This is a genomic window from Pseudoalteromonas sp. A25 (genome assembly GCF_009176705.1).
Taxonomy (GTDB): Bacteria; Pseudomonadota; Gammaproteobacteria; order Enterobacterales; family Alteromonadaceae; genus Pseudoalteromonas.
On record NZ_AP021846.1, the window covers coordinates 1,690,768 to 1,713,831 of the forward strand.

21 protein-coding genes are annotated in these 23,064 nt (G+C 41.6%); 8 read left to right on the forward strand and 13 right to left on the reverse strand.

All coding sequences use genetic code 11. The annotated features are described in order from the left end of the window. Window positions 1-81: 81 nt before the first annotated feature. Window positions 82-963, forward strand: a complete 882-nt coding sequence (locus tag GDK41_RS07215) for a LysR family transcriptional regulator (RefSeq protein WP_152085769.1) — start codon at window positions 82-84, stop codon at window positions 961-963. On the opposite strand, the gene GDK41_RS07220 is transcribed toward GDK41_RS07215, so the two are convergent. Beyond that, window positions 902-2,596: a SulP family inorganic anion transporter gene (locus GDK41_RS07220; protein ID WP_172971569.1), complete on the reverse strand. Its 1,695-nt coding sequence runs from the start codon at window positions 2,594-2,596 to the stop codon at window positions 902-904. The genes GDK41_RS07215 and GDK41_RS07220 overlap by 62 nt on opposite strands. A 156-nt stretch (window positions 2,597-2,752) precedes the next feature. Here GDK41_RS07220 and GDK41_RS07225 point away from each other — a divergent pair, with 156 nt between their 5' ends. The 4 genes from GDK41_RS07225 (at window position 2,753) to GDK41_RS07240 (ending at window position 6,431) form a co-directional block, all read left to right on the forward strand. After that, window positions 2,753-3,961, forward strand: coding sequence for a lipoprotein-releasing ABC transporter permease subunit (locus GDK41_RS07225; protein ID WP_152085770.1), 1,209 nt, complete (start codon window positions 2,753-2,755; stop codon window positions 3,959-3,961). Beyond that, a complete protein-coding gene (gene lolD / locus GDK41_RS07230) occupies window positions 3,954-4,643 on the forward strand; it encodes a lipoprotein-releasing ABC transporter ATP-binding protein LolD (protein ID WP_152085771.1) in 690 nt (229 codons plus the stop codon). The genes GDK41_RS07225 and lolD overlap by 8 nt, the downstream gene beginning before the upstream one ends. Then, a complete protein-coding gene (locus GDK41_RS07235; RefSeq protein WP_152085772.1) occupies window positions 4,636-5,865 on the forward strand; it encodes a lipoprotein-releasing ABC transporter permease subunit in 1,230 nt (409 codons plus the stop codon). Before lolD ends, GDK41_RS07235 begins: the two co-directional genes overlap by 8 nt. Window positions 5,866-5,999: 134 nt before the next feature. Further along, window positions 6,000-6,431 carry a DUF4826 family protein gene (locus tag GDK41_RS07240; protein ID WP_152085773.1) on the forward strand — a complete coding sequence of 144 codons (432 nt, stop codon included), beginning with the start codon at window positions 6,000-6,002 and terminating at the stop codon, window positions 6,429-6,431. Here GDK41_RS07240 and GDK41_RS07245 read toward each other — a convergent pair. The 6 genes from GDK41_RS07245 to GDK41_RS07270 all read right to left on the reverse strand — a co-directional run bounded on the left by GDK41_RS07245 (window position 6,415) and on the right by GDK41_RS07270 (window position 12,088). Next, a complete protein-coding gene (locus GDK41_RS07245) occupies window positions 6,415-6,873 on the reverse strand; it encodes a GNAT family N-acetyltransferase (protein ID WP_152085774.1) in 459 nt (152 codons plus the stop codon). The genes GDK41_RS07240 and GDK41_RS07245 overlap by 17 nt on opposite strands. A gap of 153 nt (window positions 6,874-7,026) precedes the next feature. After that, window positions 7,027-8,190 (reverse strand): cupin domain-containing protein, encoded by a 1,164-nt coding sequence (locus GDK41_RS07250; RefSeq protein ID WP_152085775.1) that lies wholly within the window; start codon window positions 8,188-8,190, stop codon window positions 7,027-7,029. Between the two features lie 64 nt (window positions 8,191-8,254). Next, window positions 8,255-9,625, reverse strand: coding sequence for an adenylosuccinate lyase (gene purB / locus GDK41_RS07255; protein WP_152085776.1), 1,371 nt, complete (start codon window positions 9,623-9,625; stop codon window positions 8,255-8,257). Window positions 9,626-9,661: 36 nt separating this feature from the next. After that, window positions 9,662-10,264, reverse strand: a complete 603-nt coding sequence (gene hflD / locus GDK41_RS07260) for a high frequency lysogenization protein HflD (RefSeq protein ID WP_152085777.1) — start codon at window positions 10,262-10,264, stop codon at window positions 9,662-9,664. Beyond that, complete coding sequence (gene mnmA, locus GDK41_RS07265) at window positions 10,264-11,364, reverse strand: tRNA 2-thiouridine(34) synthase MnmA (RefSeq protein WP_152085778.1); 1,101 nt, start codon at window positions 11,362-11,364, stop codon at window positions 10,264-10,266. The genes hflD and mnmA overlap by 1 nt, the downstream gene beginning before the upstream one ends. Before the next feature lie 85 nt (window positions 11,365-11,449). After that, complete coding sequence (locus tag GDK41_RS07270; protein ID WP_152085779.1) at window positions 11,450-12,088, reverse strand: pseudouridine synthase; 639 nt, start codon at window positions 12,086-12,088, stop codon at window positions 11,450-11,452. 150 nt (window positions 12,089-12,238) lie between these two features. Between GDK41_RS07270 and GDK41_RS07275 the strand changes: the two genes are divergently transcribed. Then, on the forward strand, window positions 12,239-14,266 hold the full coding sequence (locus GDK41_RS07275; protein ID WP_152085780.1) for a TonB-dependent receptor plug domain-containing protein: 2,028 nt from the start codon (window positions 12,239-12,241) through the stop codon (window positions 14,264-14,266). Window positions 14,267-14,334: 68 nt separating this feature from the next. Here GDK41_RS07275 and GDK41_RS07280 read toward each other — a convergent pair whose 3' ends face one another. After that, window positions 14,335-16,560, reverse strand: coding sequence for an NADP-dependent isocitrate dehydrogenase (locus tag GDK41_RS07280; protein WP_152085781.1), 2,226 nt, complete (start codon window positions 16,558-16,560; stop codon window positions 14,335-14,337). A 271-nt stretch (window positions 16,561-16,831) separates the two neighbouring features. Then, window positions 16,832-17,050, reverse strand: a complete 219-nt coding sequence (gene cspD, locus GDK41_RS07285; RefSeq protein ID WP_152085782.1) for a cold shock domain-containing protein CspD — start codon at window positions 17,048-17,050, stop codon at window positions 16,832-16,834. Between the two features lie 198 nt (window positions 17,051-17,248). On the opposite strand from cspD, the gene clpS reads away from it, so the two are divergent. Further along, window positions 17,249-17,566, forward strand: coding sequence for an ATP-dependent Clp protease adapter ClpS (gene clpS / locus GDK41_RS07290; RefSeq protein ID WP_152085783.1), 318 nt, complete (start codon window positions 17,249-17,251; stop codon window positions 17,564-17,566). A gap of 29 nt (window positions 17,567-17,595) precedes the next feature. Beyond that, window positions 17,596-19,860, forward strand: coding sequence for an ATP-dependent Clp protease ATP-binding subunit ClpA (clpA, locus tag GDK41_RS07295; RefSeq protein ID WP_152085784.1), 2,265 nt, complete (start codon window positions 17,596-17,598; stop codon window positions 19,858-19,860). A 153-nt stretch (window positions 19,861-20,013) separates the two neighbouring features. Here the strand turns inward: clpA and infA are convergent, their stop codons facing one another. The 4 genes from infA to trxB all read right to left on the reverse strand — a co-directional run bounded on the left by infA (window position 20,014) and on the right by trxB (window position 23,032). Beyond that, on the reverse strand, window positions 20,014-20,232 hold the full coding sequence (gene infA / locus GDK41_RS07300) for a translation initiation factor IF-1 (protein WP_058029687.1): 219 nt from the start codon (window positions 20,230-20,232) through the stop codon (window positions 20,014-20,016). Window positions 20,233-20,395: 163 nt separating this feature from the next. Then, window positions 20,396-21,112 (reverse strand): arginyltransferase, encoded by a 717-nt coding sequence (locus tag GDK41_RS07305; protein ID WP_152085785.1) that lies wholly within the window; start codon window positions 21,110-21,112, stop codon window positions 20,396-20,398. Beyond that, complete coding sequence (gene aat / locus GDK41_RS07310) at window positions 21,105-21,821, reverse strand: leucyl/phenylalanyl-tRNA--protein transferase (protein WP_152085786.1); 717 nt, start codon at window positions 21,819-21,821, stop codon at window positions 21,105-21,107. The genes GDK41_RS07305 and aat overlap by 8 nt, the downstream gene beginning before the upstream one ends. A 257-nt stretch (window positions 21,822-22,078) precedes the next feature. Beyond that, on the reverse strand, window positions 22,079-23,032 hold the full coding sequence (gene trxB, locus GDK41_RS07315; RefSeq protein WP_152085787.1) for a thioredoxin-disulfide reductase: 954 nt from the start codon (window positions 23,030-23,032) through the stop codon (window positions 22,079-22,081). Window positions 23,033-23,064 lie beyond the last annotated feature (32 nt).

The following is a 23,064-nucleotide window of genomic DNA, read 5'->3' on the forward strand; positions in this document are numbered from 1 at the left end:
TAATTTAGACCTCAAAGTATAATTACATTATTTTATTTGATAATATCAGTTTCTTTAAAACACTTTTACATATGTGTAATAATGGATAGATGGACTGGCATTGATGAGTTTGTTGCCGTTGCAACGCTTGGCTCATTCACGCTTGCTGCAAAGCGCTTAAATACATCAGTGGCACAAGTGAGCCGACGAGTTAAAGAGTTAGAGAGTCAATTGGACCACCAGTTGCTAACACGCACGACGCGGACTTTAACGCTCACACAAGAAGGCCAAGTGTTTTTAACACACGCACAGCACTTACAACATGCATATGATGATGCAACTTTGGCATTACGACAAAGAGATCAGCAACCATCGGGCGTTTTAAAGCTGACAGCACCAGTAATGTATGGTGAGCACTACATTATGCCTTTAGTGCATGATTTTATGGCGCAGTATCCTAAAGTGACGGTAGACATGCTGTTGACTAATGAGCAGTTGGATATTGTGTCTATGGGGATAGATGTAGCTATTCGTTTGGGAAACCTTAAAAGCTCCACATTAAAAGCGCGTAGGTTAACATGGCGAAATACCTTGGTTTGCGCTGCACCGAGCTATATTGAAAAGTTTGGACAACCACATACTTTGGGTGAGTTGTCGCAACATAACTGTTTAATAGGTAATAGTAGAACTTGGCGCTTTAGGGACAAGGGGGTTGAGCGTAATGTTACGGTGTATGGCAACCTAACTTGTAATAGTGGCTGGGCTCTATTAGATGCTGCAAGCAAAGGGTTTGGTTTGGTGCAGTTGCCACATTACTATGTACATCAAGCACTTGATAGCGGTAAGTTAGTTGAAGTCTTACCAAATTTTAAGCCTGAACGGGAAGGAGTCTGGGCGTTGTATCCACCCAGACAATACGTCCCTACGAGTTTGCGCCTGCTATTAGACCACTTGGTTTGTCAGTTTGATCCGACGGCTGCATAGACTCTAAGGCAAGGTTGAGCGCCTGCTCTCTACTTTTGCAAAATGCATTAATACCCAATCGCTCTCTGATATTAAAGCGATGCAGCTGTTCGCTCGTTTCTTTGTTAGGTGAGTAGATAAATACTTCGCAGTTTGCATCTAGGGCGTCGATAATAGCATTTTCCAACGCCAAGCTGACGGTGACGTCAAGCATTGCGACATCACTTAAATCAAGCACCATGGCTTTGTATTTGGCGATATCACGGTGCTGGCGCGCAATGGCTTTAGAGACGCTGAATATCATGGGTCCAGACAGATAGAAATAGAGTAACTGACCTTTTGCTTGATTGAACAGATCACGCTCTACTTCACTCATGGGAACATCATCGTCACTATCACTGATCGCTTTTACTTGCTCAGCTTGAACTTGGCTTAAACGCTCAATCACGATGATATTTGAAATAAACACACCTAGACCTACTGCTACCATTAAATCCACAAATACAGTGAGTAGCATCACGCCATACATAATGGCCATTTGCATTAGGCTGAGTTTGTGAGCGCGTTGAATAAAGCTCCAGTCCAGTATATTGAAGCCAACATAGACGGCAATACCTGCAAGCACTGCCATTGGAATAGGTTCAGTTAAGCTGCCAGCAACAAAGACGACCGCCATTAAGATAAGTGCGCGAATAATACCAGCGGCAGGGGAGCGAGCACCGACCTGAATATTCACAACCGTGCCCATGGTAGCTCCAGCTCCAGGAAGGGCACCAAATAGGCCTGAGATCATATTTGCTATGCCTTGGCCACGCAGCTCTCTGTCTGAATTATGTTCGGTACGTGTTAAGCTGTCGCCAATAACCGCTGTTAACAAAGTATCGATACAGCCAAGCGTCCCTAAAATCAACGCGTCAATAACCATTTCAGTAAAGACTTCCCCCCCAAACGTTGGCCATACAATATCGGGTAAACCGCTGGGAATTTCGCCTATTCTACGAATGCTATCAGTATCAAAAAAGACAATAGAAAACAGTGTGATGCTAACAAGCGCAACCAATTGCGCAGGGACATACTGACGATACTTTTGGGGTAGATAAAAAAGAATGCCTAAAGTCAGAATACCTAGCAGGAGTTCAGAAAAATGTAAATTCATCACCAGTTCGGGCAATGCCGACAATGTGCCAATAACTCCACCAGCCGGGGCTTTGTGACCTAATAGCGGTGCTATTTGCAAAATAATCAAAATAACACCAATACCAGACATAAAGCCTGATATGACGCTGTATGGCATTAAAGTGACGTATTTTCCTAACTTTAGGGTGCCGAGTAATATCTGAAATGCACCTGCCATCATGACTACGGTAAAACCCATGGCCATGCCAGTTTCAGGGTACTTTGCCATCATGGTGGTCAATACTGCGGTCATAATAACCGTCATCGGACCTGTTGGTTCAGAAATCAAAGAGGTGGAGCCGCCAAATAGAGCAGCGAAAAGGCCTACAAGTATTGCACCCCACATACCGGCTTCAGCACCAGCACCAGAGGCAACACCAAAAGCGAGAGCGAGCGGTAGAGAAATGATTGCTGTAGTCACTCCTCCAAATAAATCGCCCTTAAAATTCATGTGCTTAAATCGAGATAAAGACAACATAAAACTTCCATGCCGCGAGATTGCCCGCATTTTACACGAAATATTGAATTTAACTATCGGATATTCAATATTTTTTTACAATTTGGCGCATACCCATTGAAGGGTAATTCGTGTTAGTATTCGCAACATTAACTACACATATAATCAAAAGTAAATATGTTTCAGCCAGTTAGCCTGTTTGTCGGTTTACGATACGCCAAAGCCGCCAAAGGTAACGCGTTTATTTCTTTTATCTCATTTTTTTCGATTGCTGGTATCGCGCTTGGCTTAATGTCTTTGATTACGGTTAGCTCTGTAATGAATGGCTTTGAGCAGTCACTCAAAACAGCAATGCTTGATCTCATCCCGCATGTTCAGCTAACACCATTATCGAGCTCTGAAAATAGCGCTAAAACAATCGAGCACCTTACTAACAGTAAAGAGGTAAAACGCCTTCAGCCATATTTGACTTCTGATGTCATCTTACAAACCAATAAAGAGTTGTTAGGGGTTAGATTACAAGGCGTTTTTGCAGGATATACAAATCCGATAGAACAGCACATATATAGCGGCAGTAGTGCGCGTTTGTCTGATAGTAAATATCAGTTAATGATTAGCCGTTACTTATCGAGCAAACTCGGTGTTGGAATTGGTGATGAAATACGCGTCATAATGCCTGATGTAACAAGCTATACGCCTTTAGGTCGAGTACCAATGCAGCGACTTTTTTCTGTTGCAGCGATTTATGATTCAAGCAGTGAAGCGGATACATCTTTGGCGTTTGCTGATGGAAAAAGCTTAGCGAGGCTAATGCGCAAAACAGACCGAGCATCACACGATGTCAGTATTACCTTGCATGATGCTTTTGCTTTAGATGAATTCTATGCAGCTAATCCTCAGTTAGAGCATGACTTTGCGGTGGATGATTGGCAATCCCAACAAGGCACATTGTTTGCCGCGGTTGCAATGGAAAAGCGGATCATGTCTTTGCTTTTAGGGCTAATAGTGATTGTCGCTGTATTTAATATTTTATCTGCGTTGTCGATGATGGTGAGTGAAAAGCAAGGGGAAGTTGCTATTTTGCAAACGCTTGGTTTTACACCACAAATGATAGGCCGGGTATTTATGGTTCAGGGTCTATATAACGGGTTTTTGGGAACGGTAATAGGTGTTGCGCTAGGGATAGCGGTTGCCAATTATATTAATGAAATTTTGGCATTTAGTGGCTTGTCATTACTCGGTGGAGCGCGTTTGCCCGTTGTTTTTTCTCAATCTGGGCTTGTAACGATGGCACTGGTAAGCGTTTTATTGAGTTTTATCGCAACATTGTATCCCGCTAAAAAAGCTGCAAATGTGTTACCTGCAGAGGTATTAAGGTATGAATAATTTAGTTATTGACTGTCAAGATTTAGGTAAATCTTATCAAGACGGTAAAGCGCAAGTCGAAGTTTTAAAAGGTGTTGACCTACAAGTTCGACAGGGCGAGATGTTAGCGATAGTTGGCAGCTCTGGATCTGGTAAGAGTACGTTACTGCATATCTTAGGAACACTTGATAAGGCGTCATCTGGTCGCGTCACTATAAAGGGTGTTCAAGTGGGTAACTTATCGCGCGCTAAGCAAGCTGAATTTAGAAATCAACATATGGGTTTTATTTATCAATTTCACCATTTATTGATGGAGTTTACGGCCCTAGAAAACGTTGCTATGCCTTTGTTGATCAGAGGAATGAGTGTCAAGCAAGCTCAGCCTGAAGCGCTTGAAATGCTTAAAAAAGTAGGGCTCGAAAATCGAGCGACTCACAAACCCTCTGAATTATCAGGTGGAGAGCGCCAGCGTGTTGCAATAGCCAGAGCTTTGGTAACGAAACCATCTTTAGTACTAGCTGATGAGCCAACGGGAAATTTAGACAAGCACAACGCGATACGAATATATGAATTGTTAACGCAGCTTAATAAGCAGTTAAATACCAGCTTTGTAGTGGTAACACACGATTTAGAGTTGGCCGCAAAACTTGGTCGTAGTGTACAGCTTGATGATGGAGTGCTGGCTGAGGTTGACCATGCTTAGTGCATTTTTAAGTAAACGATTTCGCCACACTAAGCATAAAACAGGGCTTATCAGTTTGCTGAGTAAGGCTTCAACACTGGGTGTTATGTTAGGTGTTACTGTCTTAATCATTTCGTTATCTGTGATTAATGGGTTTGAGCAACAGCTAGAAGAGCGGCTATTGTCTGTTGTTCCTCATGTCAGTTATCAAGCGCCCTATGAACCTATCGAGAATTGGCCTGAGAAAGTAGAAACGTTAAAAAGCAATGAAAATATTATTGCTGCTACGCCGGAAATAAACTTGACTGGTATGGTGCAATTTAAAGGCAAACTGAAAGCAACTCAATTAAAAGGGGTGATCCCACGATTGCATCAAACTGTCTCTGGAGTAGGGAGTTATGTGCAAGGAAAGAATGTATCTCAGCTTGCGCCAAACGAAATAATTCTAGGTGCAAAAATTGCGCAGGCACTGGGTGTAGATGTAGGGGATAAAGTCAGTGTTTTAGTTGCAAACAAGCACTCCCAGAAGCCTTTGGCCGCGCCTAAGCGTATTTCACTTGTGCTAGTGGGGGTCATAAATATGGGCGGCCCAATTGATGAGACGCTTGCGCTTACTCATTTAGAGGCATTACAAAACGCTCTGGGACTTGATGTTGACCAAGTAACAGGGCTGCGAGCTAAAGTTGATAATGTGTTTAATGCGCATGATGTAGCAATGAGTGCTGGACAGTCACTTCCCGATCTTGTGTATGTAAGCAGTTGGTTTAGAACACAAGGAAGCCTTTATCAGGATATACAAATGGTTAGAACAATTGTGTTTCTTGTCGTATTCCTTATTATCGCGGTGGCTAGTTTTAATATTGTTTCTTCAATGGTGATGGAAGTTAAAGAGAAACAAGCTGATATTGCTATTTTAAAAACGATGGGTGCAAAAGATAGTACTATTTTTGCAACCTTTGCGTTGCAGGGGATAACGTATGCTGCGATCGGGTCTTTTATAGGCACTGTTGTTGGCGTGCTTTTAGCAATTAACTTACCAAATCTTTTCAATGCGATATTCAGTGAAACTGGTAACAACCCTCTTTCAGGCGTTTATTTTGTTGAGTTTTTACCCTCGAAGCTCATTTGGTCGGATATTTTCATTACGCTATCAGTAACGCTATTGCTAGCGGTATTCGCCAGTGTATATCCAGCTTGGCAAGCAACGAAAACAGACCCTGCACACGTACTTGGTAACACTTAACAATGTCTGAAAGCGAGTTTGAATAGTGGACTGAGTTAAATTACTCGGTGACTGTTTTGTGACAAGGGCTTGCAAGGGCGCGGTCAAACCCTTACATTACTGGCATTAAAATAAGCTTAATTAAGAAGTAGATTATGAGCGAACAACAACAATTGACACCGCAACAACGAGAAGAGCTTGAGAGACAGTGGCAAAAAGAGTGTTTTCAAAATGCCCAAAAGCACCTTGCAGAAAAAGGGATCATACCAAGCACTGTATTTGACAAAGAAAGCCGTTTTTTAGCACCGCTTTGTGCTGTTTGGAAAATAAAGGCACAATCAGGGAAATCTTATTGGGTAGTAACTGGGCGTTTACCAACAGATCATATGGAGATAAGTGGCGCTGCTACAGCGAGAGAAGCCATTAAGCATTTTTCATATCGTTGGCAGTTACGCGCAGACGAAATTTTAGCCGCAGGCGTTCAAGATGAAACCCAAGCAAAGTTTGCTAACTTGCTTGTCAACCGAGCCCACGGCTTATACGAAATAGCTGAAAAAGACGAATTATGGGTCAATGAAGCATCGTAAATGGCTCAGTTTTAAATGCGGAGATAGGGCATCTAAGCTTTTGTCTTGGAATGCCTGCCTCCATAAATACACAACCTTGTTTTAAAAAACCATTTTCCACAAAATTGGGTACTTCATCCAAAATACAATTGACGTATATATTATCTAATCCTTTATCGTTCGCCAGATAGACTAAGTAGTTTAAAAGTGACGCATAGGCATCTCTATTTCTGTGTGATTGGACAACCGCAATCCTGCTTATCAATCCATCAGGGCTCAGCCTTCCTGTCCCCACAGGTTCATCATCAGCGTCACAGATAATAACGTGATCTGATTCAGCATCAAGCGCATCAAACTCCACCTCCTTGGGAATATGTAATTCGTAAACAAAAACACGCTCACGAATTTGTTTTAATTGTGCTTTTTTATGAAGCCAACTGACCTTGTCAACATGGTAACTCATGATTCCTCCACTTAATACTTAGCGTATCTGCGCAGGTTCCCAAGTCTTTAAGTGCTCCAGTGCGATTTTTATCAACGGTGCAAATGTTGCATTATTAACAAAATAAACCTAAAGTTACTTGGCAACGGTTTCAGTTAGAGCACCAAACACTTACTACTCCAACTCATCGCCTTCTTGTAAGTAATACGTTCCCTCATTAATTAGTTTAGTAAAAACTTTCATAAATTCCATGCAATTTAGCGCGTTTTTAATTTGTGATACTGTAAAGCAGCTTCTATCTGTTAATAACTTAACACCTGTCAGTGATGTTGCAGGTAGGCAATATGTTTCCCCGTTAATACTCAGTATTATGTGCTCTGGTGTGACCTGATAAACACTGCGAACACCTCCAGCTCTGACAACTGTGTCAGCAGGGTCTAAGTAATCAAATAAAGCGTCATGACTAAAAGGCTCATCTAATGGCGCTAGGTCCATATCATGTTTAGGTTGGCTAATCATAGTGCCAAACCAATGTTTGAATACTTCTTTATTCTCAAGTAGGTCTTTCATTAAAGTTTGCACAGAGTCAATCTCTGTATCACCGATTAACCCTACCGAGCTGATTTGGTCACAATCAGCGTCGCTGTAGCGCTTATTGCCTAATTCATTATCAATTAAGTAATCAGCAAAACTTGATAGCAAATCTTTTTGATCCGGAGCTCTAAAGCCAACAGAATAATTAAGTGCATTTTCGACGGCGTAACCTTCGTGAGGACAACCCGGTGGAATGTAAAGTATATCGCCCGGCTCTAGTACTTCGTCTATTATCGCGTCAAATTGTTCAACTTGGAGCAAGCTTTTATTTTGTGCAAACTGTTTTAACGAGGGGTTAGGCATGCCAACTCGCCAATGGCGCTTACCCTGTCCTTGAATAATGAACACATCATATTGGTCTAAATGGGGGCCTACGCCACCACCTGGGGTTGAATAGCTGACCATTAAGTCATCTATACGCCAGTTTGGAATAAAACGAAATGGCTCTATTAACATCGCTGAGCTTGGGTGCCAGTGGTCAACGGCTTGGACGAGTAGAGTGCTATTTGTATCGGTTAACAAAGTGAACTCTTCAAAAGGTCCATGATAAGCTTGCCAGTCGTTTTTGTGATTTGTGATCAAGCGCGACTCAATCGCTTCTTCCATGGCTAGCCCTGCTAACTCTTCAGGCTCAATTGGGTCAACAAAGTGAGTGAATCCGCGTTTAATGAGTAGCGGCTGCTTTTGCCAATACTGTTTTAAAAACTGCGTCGTGGTTAAATCATTAATGGTTAACTGATACATAAATTTTCCATAAAAAAAGCGAAAGAGAGTACTCTTTCGCTTTATAACTTAATTCTGGTAGAAGTTATACTAGCTCGTCGATGAAAGCTTCAGCACGGCCAATATAGTTAGCAGGTGTCATTAGCTTCATTTGTGCTTTTACTTCTTCTGGTAGCTCTAGACCGTCGATAAAGTCAGCCATTATAGCCTGATTCACACGCTTACCACGGGTTAGTTCTTTTAACTTTTCATACGGCTTTTCAATACCATATTTACGCATCACGGTTTGGATTGGTTCCGCGAGTAGCTCCCAGTTTTGGTCAAGTTCTTCAAGCAACTTGTCAGCATTAACTTCAAGCTTGCTCACACCCTTTAAAGTAGCTTGATATGCGATAAGCGCATAGCCCATGCCAACACCTAGGTTGCGAAGAACGGTAGAGTCAGTTAGGTCGCGCTGCCAGCGAGAAACTGGTAACTTTTGCGCCAAATGTGCAAAAATAGCATTAGCAATACCCAAGTTACCTTCTGAGTTTTCGAAGTCTATTGGGTTTACTTTATGTGGCATCGTCGATGAGCCAATTTCACCTGCAATGGTTTTTTGCTTAAAGTGATTTAGAGCGATATAGCCCCATACATCTCGGTCAAAATCAAGCAAGATAGTGTTGAATCGAGCGATAGCATCAAACAACTCGGCAATGTAATCATGCGGTTCAATCTGAGTTGTAAATGCGTTCCAAGTTAAGCCTAGGCTGCTTACGAACTGTTCTGCATGTGAATGCCAATCATAATCAGGGTAAGCACTTAAATGTGCATTATAGTTACCAACTGCGCCGTTGATCTTTCCTAAAATTGCAACATTAGCAATTTGCTCGCGTTGACGTTGCAGCCGAACGTATACGTTGGCAAATTCTTTACCCATAGTTGATGGCGAAGCTGGCTGACCATGAGTACGAGTCATCATTGCAACTGAACGGTACTCAATCGCCTTTTCTTTAAGCGCGGCGAGTAACTTATCACAATAAGGCAGAAGCACCTTATCTCTTGCTTCTGTTAACATCAAACCATGAGACAGGTTATTGATATCTTCGGAAGTACACGCAAAGTGAATAAATTCATTGATTGCGTTTAGCTCAGCGTTATCTGCAACCTTTTCTTTTAAAAGGTATTCAACCGCTTTCACGTCGTGGTTTGTGGTGCGCTCAATTTCTTTTACTCGAGCCGCATCTGCTTCACTGAAGTTATCTACGATGCTGTCTAGCAAAGCATTTGCTTGTTCGCTAAATGCAGGTACTTCATCAATACCTTGTGCTTTAGCTAGTGCTTGTAGCCAACGAACTTCTACAGTTACGCGATATTTGATCAAGCCAAACTCACTAAAGATGCCACGTAACTCGGTAGTTTTGCTACCATAGCGACCATCCACTGGAGAGATAGCGGTTAACGCCGAAAGCTCCATAATTACTCCTAAAATAATTGGTTTTGAACGATATTTTTAAACTCTTTTTTGGGCTTCAGCGATGATTTTCTTTTTCCCAAAGAAAAACTGGCGGCGTTTTCCGCCAAGTTGTCGCCAAAGTACCGCGCTACGAATACCTGCAAGTAGTAACGCTCTAATTTTTTGCTGAGTTGCGGTTTGCTTCAGCAACTCAGGTTGTCCGAAGACTTGAATTTTTTGACCTAGCGGGCTGACAACTTCGCTATATATGTCTGCAAAAGCGGCTACAATAGTGCTGTCAGTGACATCAAAGTGCTGCAACTGACGCTCTACGTCTTTTAATCGTCTAGCTAGTTCATCAAGCGCTTGTTTATTATTCATTAAGGCGCGCTCCAGTTGCATCAGGCTACCAACATATTTAACCATTTCGACGTCTTTATCACCCTGTGGTGAAAGCTGTGCAATCAGGATGCGGTAACCGGATTTCAGAGCAAAAGAGTCTGAATAGACATCTTCTGGTTTAGCTGGACTTAAGTTGACGATACTATGTAAAAAGCTTTCTACTTCCCGCTCATTAAATTGACCATATTTCGCTGTTTTTTGTACCAGCTTTGTTATCTGACACATTGCAGCTAACGGCATTACGTAGTTTGCAGACATTATTTAATCACCGAGTCGATAATGCCACCACCTAAGCACACCTCGTTTGCATAGAAAACAGCTGATTGGCCTGGAGTAACCGCTTTTTGCGGCTCATCGAATAATACCCGTGCCATACCATCTTCGCCAACAAGTAAGGTACATGGTATGTCGGTTTGGCGATAACGAGTTTTAACTGTGCAACGAGTGGTGCCTTTTGGACCTTGTCTGTCTACCCAATGTAACTGGTTAGCATTTAAGCCATTGCTGAATAGGCGAGGGTGATCTTTACCTTGCCCTACCACTAAGACATTTCTTGCGATATCTTTATCAACCACATACCAAGGCTCACCGTTGCCTTCTTTCATGCCACCAATTAACAGACCTTTGCGTTGGCCAAGTGTGTGATACATTAACCCTTCATGCTCGCCTACTTCGTTACCATCCGTGTCTTCGATTTTGCCTGGCTGAGCGGGTAAAAACTTTTGCAAAAAGTCTTTAAACTTGCGCTCACCAATAAAGCAGATACCGGTGCTGTCTTTTTTGTCGTGAGTAACTAAGTTTTGTTCTTCTGCGATGCGGCGAACTTCTGGTTTGGCAATGTCACCAACAGGGAAAAGAGTTTGCGCAATATGTTCATGGCTTAATGTGTAAAGAAAATAACTTTGATCTTTGTTGTCATCAAGGCCTCGGCACATAACAAACTTATCATCACGCTCTTCACGACGGACATAGTGGCCAGTGGCAATGTAATCAGCACCGAGTGCTTGTGCTGCAAATTCTAAGAATGCTTTGAACTTTATTTCTTTGTTGCACATGATATCTGGGTTGGGAGTACGACCGGCCTTATACTCCGCTAGGAAATATTCAAAAACGTTATCCCAATATTCAGCTGCAAAGTTTACTGTATGAAGTTCAATACCCAACTTGTCACAAACTGCTTGCGCATCTTTTAAATCTTCAGCGGCAGCACAATATTCATCATTGTCGTCTTCTTCCCAGTTTTTCATGAACAAGCCTTCTACTTGATAGCCTTGCTCTTTCAATAAGTACGCAGAAACTGAAGAATCTACACCGCCGGACATGCCAACGATGACTTTGATGTGACTATTATCGCTCATAATGATTGCTGTAAATTTACCTGATTTGGAAAGGCCGTGATTATAGCACGCAAAAGCACCTGGCTAAAAGCCGATAAGACATTCATTACGCACCAAGTACTTTATATTCGCCATTTTTTAATCCATGCAAAGAATATTTGCCAATTTGGGCGCGGATCAAGCGTAGGGTTGGATGCCCAACATGGGCCGTCATTCTTCTAACCTGACGATTTTTTCCTTCACTAATACTGATGCTTAACCATGTTGTTGGGATATTTGCACGCTCGCGAATAGGGGGGGTGCGAGGCCAGATATCTGGCTCGGGTATGATTTCAACTTTAGCAGGGCGGGTCATACCATCTTTTAAATCAACGCCATTGCATAATGCTGCTATGGCCTCTTCAGATGGAATTCCTTCCACTTGGGCCCAGTAGGTTTTAACTGTATTTTTATTCGGATCCGTCAGTTTATGTTGCAGTTTTCCGCAATTGGTTAGTAATAGCAATCCTTCACTATCTCTATCAAGACGACCAGCAGCATATACGCCTTTTTCTTTAATATAGTCAGCTAATGTCTTGCGGTTTTGGTCATCTGTGAACTGGCATAAAACATCAAAGGGTTTATTGAAAATTACTATTTTAACCTGTTCAACCGGAATTGCTTGTTTAACGACGCGTTTTTTTGCGAACCTGTTAGGTTTTTTGGGTTTGTTTTGATGGTTTTGTTTTGAGTTTACTCTATTCATCTTTGCACCAGATAATCACATCAAGGGTCATTGTAACATTGCTATGTCAAATACAAAAAATACCGGTTTGTCGGTCGGTTTTAACGTGACAAATACGTTTTATATTACTAACTTAAGTGTAGTGATGTTATACAAACCTAAACGGATATTATGAGAATAAAAACGGCTGTGGTTTATTTTGTGAGTACACTGGGCGTGTTTACTGCTTTGGTTTGTCGTGGGCAAGAGGATATATTTTCTTTAACGCTCGAAGAGTTACAAGATATACCTATTGCAGTTGCGACTAAAACTGATATCCAACTTAAATATGCGCCCTCAACGGTAAGTTACTTCTCTGAACAACAAATAAAGCTACTTGGTATTGAAACGCTCAGTGAGCTGTTTACATACATACCCGGTTTTTATTCAATGTACAACTCAGTAGAAGGAAACCAATCTTACCTTATTGCTCGCGGCCATCCGCAAAAGTATGCCATTACCTTATTAGTACTCCTCAATGGGCAACGCTTGAATGAAGACTACACAGGTGGAATAAACTATATAGACCGATTTGTGAGTTTGCATAATGTAGAAAAAGTAGAGGTAATAAGGGGGCCGGGTTCAACATTGTACGGTTCTAATGCTTTTCATGGTGTAATAAATATAGTAACTAAAGTCGATAATTACTTGGAACTTTCGCTTGGTTCATTTGCTAAAAAAGAGCTTAATGCCGGGCTTGTGCACCAATTTGAAGATCTACAGCTTGGCGTTGATGTTCATTGGTATGAGGATCATGGTGATAGCCTTGGTAATGTCTTTGATCGATTTTCTATTCAAGAGTTTACGAATGACGCACATGAAGTGAAGCAATTAGAGCTTTATGCGTCGTATAAAGGGATCAGTTTTAGAAATCATTATTTAAATTCAACTCGAAACAATCATTATTTATTTCGCCGTTTACGGGATGGAACTAATAACATAGACACTCAACACTGGTTGTCACGCTTAGAATATGAAACCAAAAAACAAAATACTTGGAACCTTAAAGTCGGCGTAGAGTATTCAAAAGCAAAGCGTAAATCTCTTTCAGCTCTAGAACTTAGAGGTACAGGGCCATTTCAACAAAGTGATTTTTTATTTGGTGAAAACTTTACGCACGACTCTTATCGCGCAAATGCAGACTACAGCTACCAAATAGTAGGCGCTCATCGATTATCTCTTGGCGCTGAAGTTGTTCACTCTCAAGTACCTGGTGGATATTTGCGAAGCAATTACGATATTTTTGGCGAACTTGACTTTTTTGGTGAGGTGATTGAGTTAACAAATCCGACCCAACGTATCGTGCTAGATAAAAAGCGCAAAATCCAGATGTTTTATGGGCAGTTGGAATCTAACTGGAGCGAGCATTGGCGCTCTACAATTGGGTTGCGTCGTGATGGCTACAATGACGTGGAGGACAAAACCAACCCACGAGCTACAGTTATTTTTGCTCCCAATAATAAACATACCTTCAAATTGATCTATGGAGAGGCCTATCGAGTACCATCATTGGGCGACTTATATGACGAAGAAAGCGGGCTTACTGTTGGTAATAATCAGCTCAAGCCAACTACATTAAGAGCCCTTGAAATTGTTTACCAATACATAAATCAAGATTTTACATTTAGCTCGAGTTTTTATAAAAATGATATCAGTGACTTAATCGATTTTCGTGCTGAAGGTGATAACGTATTTTTGGGAAATATCGCAGATAATGAAACCAAGGGAATAGAAGTAGAGTGGCAGGCGAGAGTGTTTAAAAACCTTGAGATAAGAGGTTTTTTAACTCACCTATTTAGGAATAACACAAGGATTGAGCCCGGGCAAACAACCTCTCCATCACACAAATTAGTACCAAAAACGTATGCAATGACCTCGTTGTTGTATTCCCCATCAGAGTATTGGAACGCATCTCTTTCTATTAGTGGGCGAAGTGGCGTAGATACTTTAATAGATGGCGACTCAAATAAGGTATTATCGGCAACTGTTAACTATCAAATTGATAATAATGCTCAAGTTACGTTAGATATAAATAATCTACTCAATAAAACGTATAGCACAGCATCTATAATCCCCTTCGGTGAAAAGTCGGGTAGACCGTTTGGTGAGTACCAGGCTAGAGGAAGGGATATAAAGTTATCGTATCGGTACCAATTTTAGTTATTTAGCAAAAATAAAAAAGCCTGCATATGCAGGCTTTTTAAAACTTTAGATTTTGAATGCTAGTTTTAAACTAGTTTAGACAAAATCTCATTGAAGGTATTGCTTGGACGCATAGCTGAAAATGCAAGCTCATCGTTAGGCTGATAGTAGCCACCCACATCCATTGCGGTACCTTGAGCACCGTTTAGTTCGTCAACGATAGTTTGCTCTTGAGCCTCTAAATCACGTGCAATTTCTGTGAATTGAGATTGCAGCTGAGTATCTGTTGTTTGTGCTGCAAGGGCTTGTGCCCAGTAAAGAGAAAGATAGAAGTGGCTACCACGGTTATCTAGCTCATTTACTTTACGTGACGGTGATTTGTTCTCGTCTAAGAACTTACCTGTTGCTTGGTCAAGCGTATCAGCAAGTACTTGCGCTTTGGCATTGCCCGTTGCTTGGCTTAGGTGCTCAAGAGAAGCTGCAAGCGCAAGGAACTCACCTAATGAATCCCAGCGTAAGTGATTTTCTTTTTCAAACTGTTGTACGTGCTTAGGCGCTGAACCACCCGCACCAGTTTCAAATAAGCCACCACCGTTCATAAGAGGTACGATAGACAGCATTTTTGCGCTTGTACCAAGCTCAAGAATCGGGAACAAATCAGTTAGGTAGTCACGTAGTACGTTACCTGTTACTGAAATAGTGTCTTTTCCGTCTTTCATGCGCTCAAGTGAGTACAATGTTGCTTCTACTGGCGCTTTGATAAGGATCTCAAGTCCATCAGTATCATGCTCTGGCAGATAAGCGTTAACTTTTTTGATAAGTTCTGCATCGTGTGCACGCGCTTCGTTTAACCAAAATACGGCTGGAACACCAGTTGCACGCGCACGATTGACTGCTAACTTAACCCAATCTTTGATTGGCGCATCTTTAACCTGACACATACGCCAGATATCGCCTTGTTCGACGTCATGTGATAGCAATACGTCACCATTATTGTTATCAACTACACGCATCGTTCCAGCAGTAGGTGCCTCAAATGTTTTGTCGTGTGAACCATACTCTTCGGCTTTTTGTGCCATTAGACCAACGTTTGGAATTGTACCCATAGTACGAGGGTCGAAAGCACCATGTTCTTTACAGAAGTCGATAGTTGCTTGGTAAACACCTGAGTAACAACGGTCTGGGATCACAAAACTAGTGTCTTGTTGCTTACCGTCAGCATTCCACATTTGACCACTTGTACGAATAGCTGCAGGCATTGATGCATCAATGATCACGTCGCTTGGTACATGAAGGTTCGTGATACCACGGTCTGAATCAACCATCGCAATAGCCGGGCTTGATTCGTATACTGCAGCGATGTCAGCTTCAACTTCTTGACGTTTAGTATCATCAAGCTGTTGAATCTTAGAGTAAACATCACCTAAACCATTGTTAACGTCTACGCCTAGCTCAGCAAACAGCTCAGCATGCTTAGCGAATACCTCTTTATAGAATACTTTTACCGCATGACCAAAGATAATTGGGTCTGAGACTTTCATCATCGTGGCTTTCATGTGTAGCGAGAAAAGTACGCCTTTGTCCTTTGCTGAAGCAATTTCAGATGCTAAGAACTCTTGTAGTGCAGATATACTCATACAAGATGCATCTATAATCTCACCTGCAAGTAATGGGGTGCTTGCTTTTAAAACGGTTACGTCACCATTTTTAGCTACGTGCTCAATACGCACGTCAGTTGCGCTTTCAACAGTTGTAGATTGCTCTGAGCCGAAGAAATCACCTTTGCTCATACTGGCCACATAAGATTTTGAACCAGCTGACCAAGCACCCATGGAGTGTGGGTTTTTACGTGCATATGCTTTAACTGAAGCTGGTGCACGACGGTCAGAGTTACCTTCACGAAGTACTGGGTTTACAGCACTACCTTTGATTTTGTCATAAGTTGCTTTAATCGCTGCTTCTTTGTCGTCTTTTGGCTCAGAAGGGTAATCTGGCAACGCATAGCCTTTTTCTTGCAACTCTTTGATGGTTGCACGCAATTGCGGAATAGACGCACTGATGTTTGGTAGCTTGATGATGTTAGCTTCAGGTGTTTTTGCTAATTCACCTAATTCAGCTAGTGCATCGCCAATACGTTGCTTTTCAGTTAAAAACTCTGGGAAATTGGCAATGATACGTCCTGCAAGAGAAATATCACGAGTTTCAACTTCTACGCCAGCGGCATTGGTGTATGCTTGAATGATCGGTAGCAATGAATATGTGGCTAACGCCGGAGCTTCATCGGTTTTTGTGTAAATAATTTTTGATGTCATCATCATTCCTAGATTTTGTGGCCTTAATAGCCATTCAACAATGCAAAGGGAATGCTATGTTGCCTAAGGCAACAGGTTATAGCAAGTTTGTTAGATATTTTTACTTTTAGCGTAAATAAAAATATCTAACCTACCTAACGACAACACGACGTATTGTATCAAGCATTGTTAATGAGGGCTAATTAGAAATTTTAAAGGGAGAGAAAGAAAAATTATAAGGAATATGAAGCGAGCAACGAATGCAACCCGCTTCCGTTAGCCAAAACTACAATTATGCCATCTCTTCATCGCGAGGGGCGATGTTAGTTGCATGAAGACCTTTCGGTCCTTCTTGTAGCTCGAATGTTACATCCTGACCAGCTTTAAGCGTTTTGTATCCATCCATTACAATCGTTGAGTAATGGGCGAAGATATCTTCCTCACTGCCGTCTTCTACGATGAAACCAAACCCTTTGGCGTTGTTGAACCATTTGACTTTTCCGCAAGCCATACTTCTACATCCTTCTATAAGTTGACTAATTTAGTTAATCTAAACTTTATAATTTGTTAGACTGCCCATAGATTAAGCAATCTATAACGACTGTAGTTTATATGAGCAGTCAGTCAAGTTTTTTAACGTATTTTTTAACAATTTATTTATTTTCTAATTCAAGTTTGCTTGAGTTACCAAGACAAGACTATATTTATTATGAGTGGGACGAAAGATTCAGGTGTGATAGACACGGTACGTGAAAGCGCAAAGCAAAAGCTAAGCCCTCCACGTAAGTACAAAGTCATTTTGAACAACGACGATTACACGCCAATGGAATTTGTAATTGAAGTTTTGATGACATTTTTTAATATGGATAGCGAAAGAGCAACTGAAGTGATGCTTAAAGTGCATCATGAGGGAAAAGCTGTATGTGGTATATATCCTGCAGATATTGCCCACACCAAGGCTGAGCAGGTCAATCGTTACGCTCGCGACCATGAGCACCCGTTGCTGTGTAGTTGTGAGCAAGAATAACCTTTTTAATTCTCGTTTGGGGGTTGCCAATGCTAAATAAAGACTTAGAAGTTACCTTAAACGCCGCTTTTCGTGAGGCGCGTACACGTCGCCACGAATTCATGACAGTAGAGCATTTGTTATTGGCGCTAATAGACAACCCATCAGCAGGAGAGGCGTTAGGCGCCTGCGGGGTGGACATAGAAAATTTAAAAAGGGAGTTATCAGAGTTCATTGATGAGACAACTCCCGTGATCCCAGATTTGGAGGAAGATAGAGAAACTCAGCCAACGTTAGGGTTTCAGCGCGTGTTACAGAGAGCTGTTTTTCATGTGCAGTCGTCAGGCAGAAGCGAAGTTACTGGCGTGAATGTGTTGGTTGCAATTTTTTCTGAGCAAGAAAGTCAAGCCGTATATTTATTGAAAAAGAGTGATATCAGTCGTCTTGATATCGTTAACTTTATTTCCCACGGTATCTCTAAAGTTGATGACGAATCTGAACACGAAGATCATGAAGATATGCATGATGAAACCAGTGAAGTTCAAACTGAAGAAAAGACCAAACTTGAAAACTTTACAACAAATCTCAACGCACTCGCTCAGGCTGGCCAGGTTGATCCGCTAGTGGGCAGAGATGATGAAGTTGAGCGTACTGTTCAGGTATTATGCCGACGCAAGAAAAACAATCCGCTGCTGGTTGGTGAAGCTGGGGTCGGTAAAACAGCTATTGCTGAAGGGTTAGCTTATCGAATTATCAATAAGCAAGTACCTGATGTAATAGAGGATGCGGTTGTATACTCTCTTGACATGGGCGCATTGTTGGCTGGAACAAAATATCGTGGTGACTTTGAGAAGCGCTTTAAAGCATTGTTGAAAGAGCTTCAAGCAAAACCACACGCAATATTATTTATAGATGAAATTCATACAATTATTGGCGCCGGAGCTGCTTCTGGCGGTGTAATGGATGCATCTAACTTAATTAAACCGCTATTATCGAGCGGTCAGTTGCGCTGTATGGGCTCAACTACATACACAGAGTTTAAAAATATATTTGAAAAAGACCGTGCCTTGGTGCGTCGTTTTCAAAAAATTGATGTGGTTGAGCCAAGTGTTGCCGATACTACAAAAATTCTTTATGGCCTCAAGGAGCGTTATGAAGAGCATCATGGTATTCGTTATACACAAAAAGCATTACGTGCGGCAGCCGAGCTTAGCGCCAAGTATATAAATGAGCGCCACCTGCCAGATAAAGCGATTGATGTAATAGATGAGGCTGGAGCTAATCAGAGATTGCAACCTGTTTCACGTCGCAAGAAAACGATTGGGGTATCTGATATCGAAATGATAGTTTCAAAGATAGCGAGAATACCTCAGCAAAGTGTTTCTAACAGTGATAAAGAAACATTGAAAAATCTGGACCGTAATTTGAAAATGTTAGTTTTTGGTCAAGATCAGTCAATCGATGCGTTGACCTCTGCAATTCGCTTATCACGTTCTGGCCTTGCCAACGAAGATAAACCAATCGGCTCTTTCTTGTTTGCGGGTCCTACTGGGGTTGGTAAAACAGAGGTAACAAAGCAGCTTGCGAAGTGTATGGGTGTAGAGTTTATCCGCTTTGATATGTCGGAGTATTCTGAACGACATGCGGTCAGCCGGCTGATAGGTGCACCTCCTGGTTACGTTGGCTTTGAGCAAGGTGGATTGCTAACAGATGCTGTCATTAAGCATCCGCATGCAGTTGTGCTTTTGGATGAAATAGAAAAGGCCCACCCTGATATTTACAATATTCTGCTTCAAGTTATGGATCACGGCACATTGACCGATAACAATGGTCGCAAAGCCGATTTCAGAAATGTTGTTGTTGTAATGACAACTAATGCAGGTGTGCAAGAAACCATACGTAAGTCTATTGGTTTCCAAGAGCAGGACCATTCTCATGATGCAATGGTTGAAATAAACAAAGTCTTTACCCCTGAATTTAGGAATCGATTAGACAACATTATTTGGTTTAATCACCTGGAAAAAGAGGTTATCTTGCAAGTTGTCGATAAATTCGTTGTTGAGTTACAAGCCCAGCTAGACAAAAAGTCTGTGAGCTTAGAACTAACGTCTGCTGCGCGAGAGTGGCTTGCAGATCTCGGATATGACAAAGCAATGGGTGCTCGACCTATGGCTCGAGTGATCCAAGATAAACTTAAAAAGCCGCTAGCGAACGAAATATTATTTGGTAAGTTGAGCGAAGGCGGAAATGTTAAAGTGGGTGTTAAATCTGGTGAATTAGATTTTAGATATGAATCTAGTTTGGTATCTGCCTAATTTATCTTTGAGTTAGTAAACGTCAAAAAGCCTAGCATTAGCTAGGCTTTTTGTTTTGCGCAGGCATTAATTAAGCCTTAGCACTGCTTTAAAGTACAACGAACGACATTGGACTTTAAAGCACAACCTTTTCGTAGGTTCTACACCGTTCTATTAACGAGCGCGGAAGACAATGCGTCCTTTGGTTAAGTCGTACGGAGTCATTTCTACCGTTACTTTGTCACCAGTAAGAATACGGATATAGTTTTTGCGCATTTTACCTGAAATATGTGCAACAACCACGTGACCATTTTCTAGCTCAACGCGGAACATTGTATTTGGTAAAGTATCAAGGACTGTGCCTTGCATTTCAATTACGTCTTCTTTCGCCATGTGTAGCGTAACACCTCTTTGAATAATTAAACGCTGCAGATTTTGCCCAAAAGCAGACGATAAGTAAAGGTAAGGGCCAAAAATTTGTTATTTAATTGGCCAATTAGCACTGCGAGGGTATCAATAGCCAAAATACAAGGCTATTAATGCTAAAAATGTTCATTTACATTTTACTGGTTTGCTCAATCCAAATATCGTTAACAAACCTCTGAGAAGGTAAAAACTGCGATTTATACCGCATCTTTTTGCAGCTATCAATTTGGTAGCCCAAATATACAAAGCCTTTATCTAATTTATTTGCATGTTCTATTTGTGCCATGATCATGACATTGCCCAAGCTGTAGTGCTCATATTCGGGGTCAAAGAACGTATAAATAGCAGAAAGGGAACCAGGCATGGTATCTGTTACCGCAACGGCTATTAGTTTGCTATCATGCCAAAGCTCCAAGAATGTAATTGGCAACCATTGGCAAAATAGAAAGCTTTCATATTGCAATCTATTTGGCGGATACATGCTGCCATCGCTGTGACGCAGAGAAATGTATTTCTCATAAAGAGGGTAGTACTCATTGCGTTCTTTATGGCTCACAGTAAAGGTGAATTCATTCGACGCTTTTTTGAATTTACGCTTTTGCGACGTAGAGGCATCAAAGCGCTTGGCCGGAATTCTCATTGACTGGCAGGCGCTACATTTGGGGCAATGAGGACGATATATTTGATCGCCACTGCGTCTGAAACCTAACTCTAATAATCCTTCAAATCGTGTCGGTGTATAACAGCTGGGGTCTAAAATAACCAACAACTGCTCCTGTTGCTGAGGTAAATAGCTACAACTAAACTGCTGACTTAAACCAATTTTAGAAGGGAAATGTTCAGTCATAAATGTTTTCCAATGTTTGAGCAAGCCACATTGTGTCTGGCACGTTAAATTGTGCCGCTGTATTAAGTCTAGTCAAGAAATCATCACGCGATATAACTTTTGCACCTAAACTTGTTAAATATGGGTTCTCTAACTGGCAGTCAATAAAATATGCGTTGTGCCGCTTGAGCCAGTTGACCAATGCCCACATCGCAAGCTTTGACGCATTGGACTTATGAAAGAACATTGACTCACCACAAAAGACACCCGATTGCATAATACCGTACAGACCACCGATTAACTCGCCATCTTGCCAGACCTCTAAACTATGCGCTAAACCTTGTTGATGAGCTTCTTGATACGCTCGTAGCATATCGGTATTAATCCATGTGCCTTCATGGTCAATCCTTTGCTCTCGACATGCCTTTATCACTTTTGAAAATGCCATGTTGACTGTAACTACAGGGCGAAGTTTGCGCTGTGTTTTTTTAAGAGATCTGCTTACTCGAAAATCGTTAAGTTCAATAACCCCGCGTTGACTAGGTGACCACCACATGATTGGTTCATGTTCATTAAACCAGGGGAATATACCGTTTGCATACGCATTTTTTAGTCTTTCTACGCTTAAACAGCCGCCAATAGCGAGTAAACCATCCGGGTTTTTTAGGGCGTAATGACATGGTGGGAATCGGTTGTCATTGAGACTTAAGTGAAACAGTTGTTGAGTCATAAGAGGGGATCTGGGCTAGATATGGTATTTATACCAATTTTATTAATACATTGATCATTCTAGCGAGCTAAATAACTCATTAACTGCGTTAAATATTTCTCATGTAGAATAACTACATAGCGAAATATTTGCCTTGTTACTAAGCCATTTATCTGTCGCAATATCTGATCACCAATTTAATGCAATTGGTATTAACATAGCGCAATTTTAGTGTAAATAAAATGGGAGCAAAAGAAGCTCCCATTATTGATAACGTTTTATTTTAAGTTATCTAGATAACGCTCTGCATCTAGTGCTGCCATGCAGCCTGTACCCGCAGAGGTAATTGCTTGACGATAGATGTGATCAGATACGTCACCTGCTGCAAAAACACCTTCAACACTGGTCTGTGTTGCGTTGCCATTTAAACCAGACTGCACAACCAAATAGCCATCTTTCATCTCTAGCTGACCTGCAAACATATCTGTGTTTGGTTTGTGACCGATAGCGATGAAAACACCTGCTAAATCTAATTGTTCTGTGTTATCGGATTCGGTTTCTTTGATGCGTATGCCTGTTACACCCATCTCATCACCCAACACTTCGTCAAGTGTGCGATTTAAGTGCAGTACCACATTGCCATTTTTTGCCTTTTCCATTAAACGATCAGACAGTATCTTCTCACTTCTAAAAGAGTCACGACGGTGAATAACGTGAACTTCTTCGGCAATATTTGAAAGATATAGTGCTTCTTCAACGGCAGTATTACCACCACCAACAACCGCTACTTTTTGGCCGCGGTAGAAAAAGCCATCACAGGTTGCACATGCTGATACACCGCGACCTTGGAATGCAGTTTCTGACTCTAGACCAAGATATTTTGCTGAAGCGCCTGTAGCTATGATAAGTGCATCGCAAGTGTAGGTGCCTTGATCGCCAGTTAGTGTGAATGGACGCTTTGTCACATCCACTTTATTAATGTGATCAAAGATAATTTCAGTTTCAAAACGCTCAGCATGCTCTTTCATGCGGTCCATTAGAGCGGGACCCGTTAAACCGTGCGCGTCTCCAGGCCAGTTTTCAACTTCTGTAGTGGTGGTTAATTGGCCACCTTGTTGCATACCAGTAATAAGTACTGGGTTCAAATTTGCACGTGCGGCATAAACTGCAGCCGTATAGCCAGCAGGGCCTGAACCTAAAATAAGCAGTTTGCAGTGTTTAACGTCACTCATGAGATATTCCTAAAATTTAAATACCAAGAATC

Excerpts from the sequence above, each read along its gene's own strand:
- GDK41_RS07270 (WP_152085779.1), bottom strand. The coding sequence starts at position 12,088 with ATGAATAGAGTAAACTCAAAACAAAACCATCAAAACAAACCCAAAAAA.
- GDK41_RS07225 (WP_152085770.1), top strand. The coding sequence starts at position 2,753 with ATGTTTCAGCCAGTTAGCCTGTTTGTCGGTTTACGATACGCCAAAGCC.
- cspD (WP_152085782.1), bottom strand. The coding sequence starts at position 17,050 with ATGGCTTGCGGAAAAGTCAAATGGTTCAACAACGCCAAAGGGTTTGGT.
- GDK41_RS07235 (WP_152085772.1), top strand. The coding sequence starts at position 4,636 with ATGCTTAGTGCATTTTTAAGTAAACGATTTCGCCACACTAAGCATAAA.
- clpA (WP_152085784.1), top strand. The coding sequence starts at position 17,596 with ATGCTAAATAAAGACTTAGAAGTTACCTTAAACGCCGCTTTTCGTGAG.
- GDK41_RS07305 (WP_152085785.1), bottom strand. The coding sequence starts at position 21,112 with ATGACTGAACATTTCCCTTCTAAAATTGGTTTAAGTCAGCAGTTTAGT.
- GDK41_RS07220 (WP_172971569.1), bottom strand. The coding sequence starts at position 2,596 with ATGTTGTCTTTATCTCGATTTAAGCACATGAATTTTAAGGGCGATTTA.
- hflD (WP_152085777.1), bottom strand. The coding sequence starts at position 10,264 with ATGTCTGCAAACTACGTAATGCCGTTAGCTGCAATGTGTCAGATAACA.
- trxB (WP_152085787.1), bottom strand. The coding sequence starts at position 23,032 with ATGAGTGACGTTAAACACTGCAAACTGCTTATTTTAGGTTCAGGCCCT.
- GDK41_RS07280 (WP_152085781.1), bottom strand. The coding sequence starts at position 16,560 with ATGACATCAAAAATTATTTACACAAAAACCGATGAAGCTCCGGCGTTA.
- infA (WP_058029687.1), bottom strand. The coding sequence starts at position 20,232 with ATGGCGAAAGAAGACGTAATTGAAATGCAAGGCACAGTCCTTGATACT.
- GDK41_RS07245 (WP_152085774.1), bottom strand. The coding sequence starts at position 6,873 with ATGAGTTACCATGTTGACAAGGTCAGTTGGCTTCATAAAAAAGCACAA.
- GDK41_RS07240 (WP_152085773.1), top strand. The coding sequence starts at position 6,000 with ATGAGCGAACAACAACAATTGACACCGCAACAACGAGAAGAGCTTGAG.
- lolD (WP_152085771.1), top strand. The coding sequence starts at position 3,954 with ATGAATAATTTAGTTATTGACTGTCAAGATTTAGGTAAATCTTATCAA.
- purB (WP_152085776.1), bottom strand. The coding sequence starts at position 9,625 with ATGGAGCTTTCGGCGTTAACCGCTATCTCTCCAGTGGATGGTCGCTAT.
- GDK41_RS07250 (WP_152085775.1), bottom strand. The coding sequence starts at position 8,190 with ATGTATCAGTTAACCATTAATGATTTAACCACGACGCAGTTTTTAAAA.
- clpS (WP_152085783.1), top strand. The coding sequence starts at position 17,249 with ATGAGTGGGACGAAAGATTCAGGTGTGATAGACACGGTACGTGAAAGC.
- mnmA (WP_152085778.1), bottom strand. The coding sequence starts at position 11,364 with ATGAGCGATAATAGTCACATCAAAGTCATCGTTGGCATGTCCGGCGGT.
- aat (WP_152085786.1), bottom strand. The coding sequence starts at position 21,821 with ATGACTCAACAACTGTTTCACTTAAGTCTCAATGACAACCGATTCCCA.
- GDK41_RS07215 (WP_152085769.1), top strand. The coding sequence starts at position 82 with ATGGATAGATGGACTGGCATTGATGAGTTTGTTGCCGTTGCAACGCTT.
- GDK41_RS07275 (WP_152085780.1), top strand. The coding sequence starts at position 12,239 with ATGAGAATAAAAACGGCTGTGGTTTATTTTGTGAGTACACTGGGCGTG.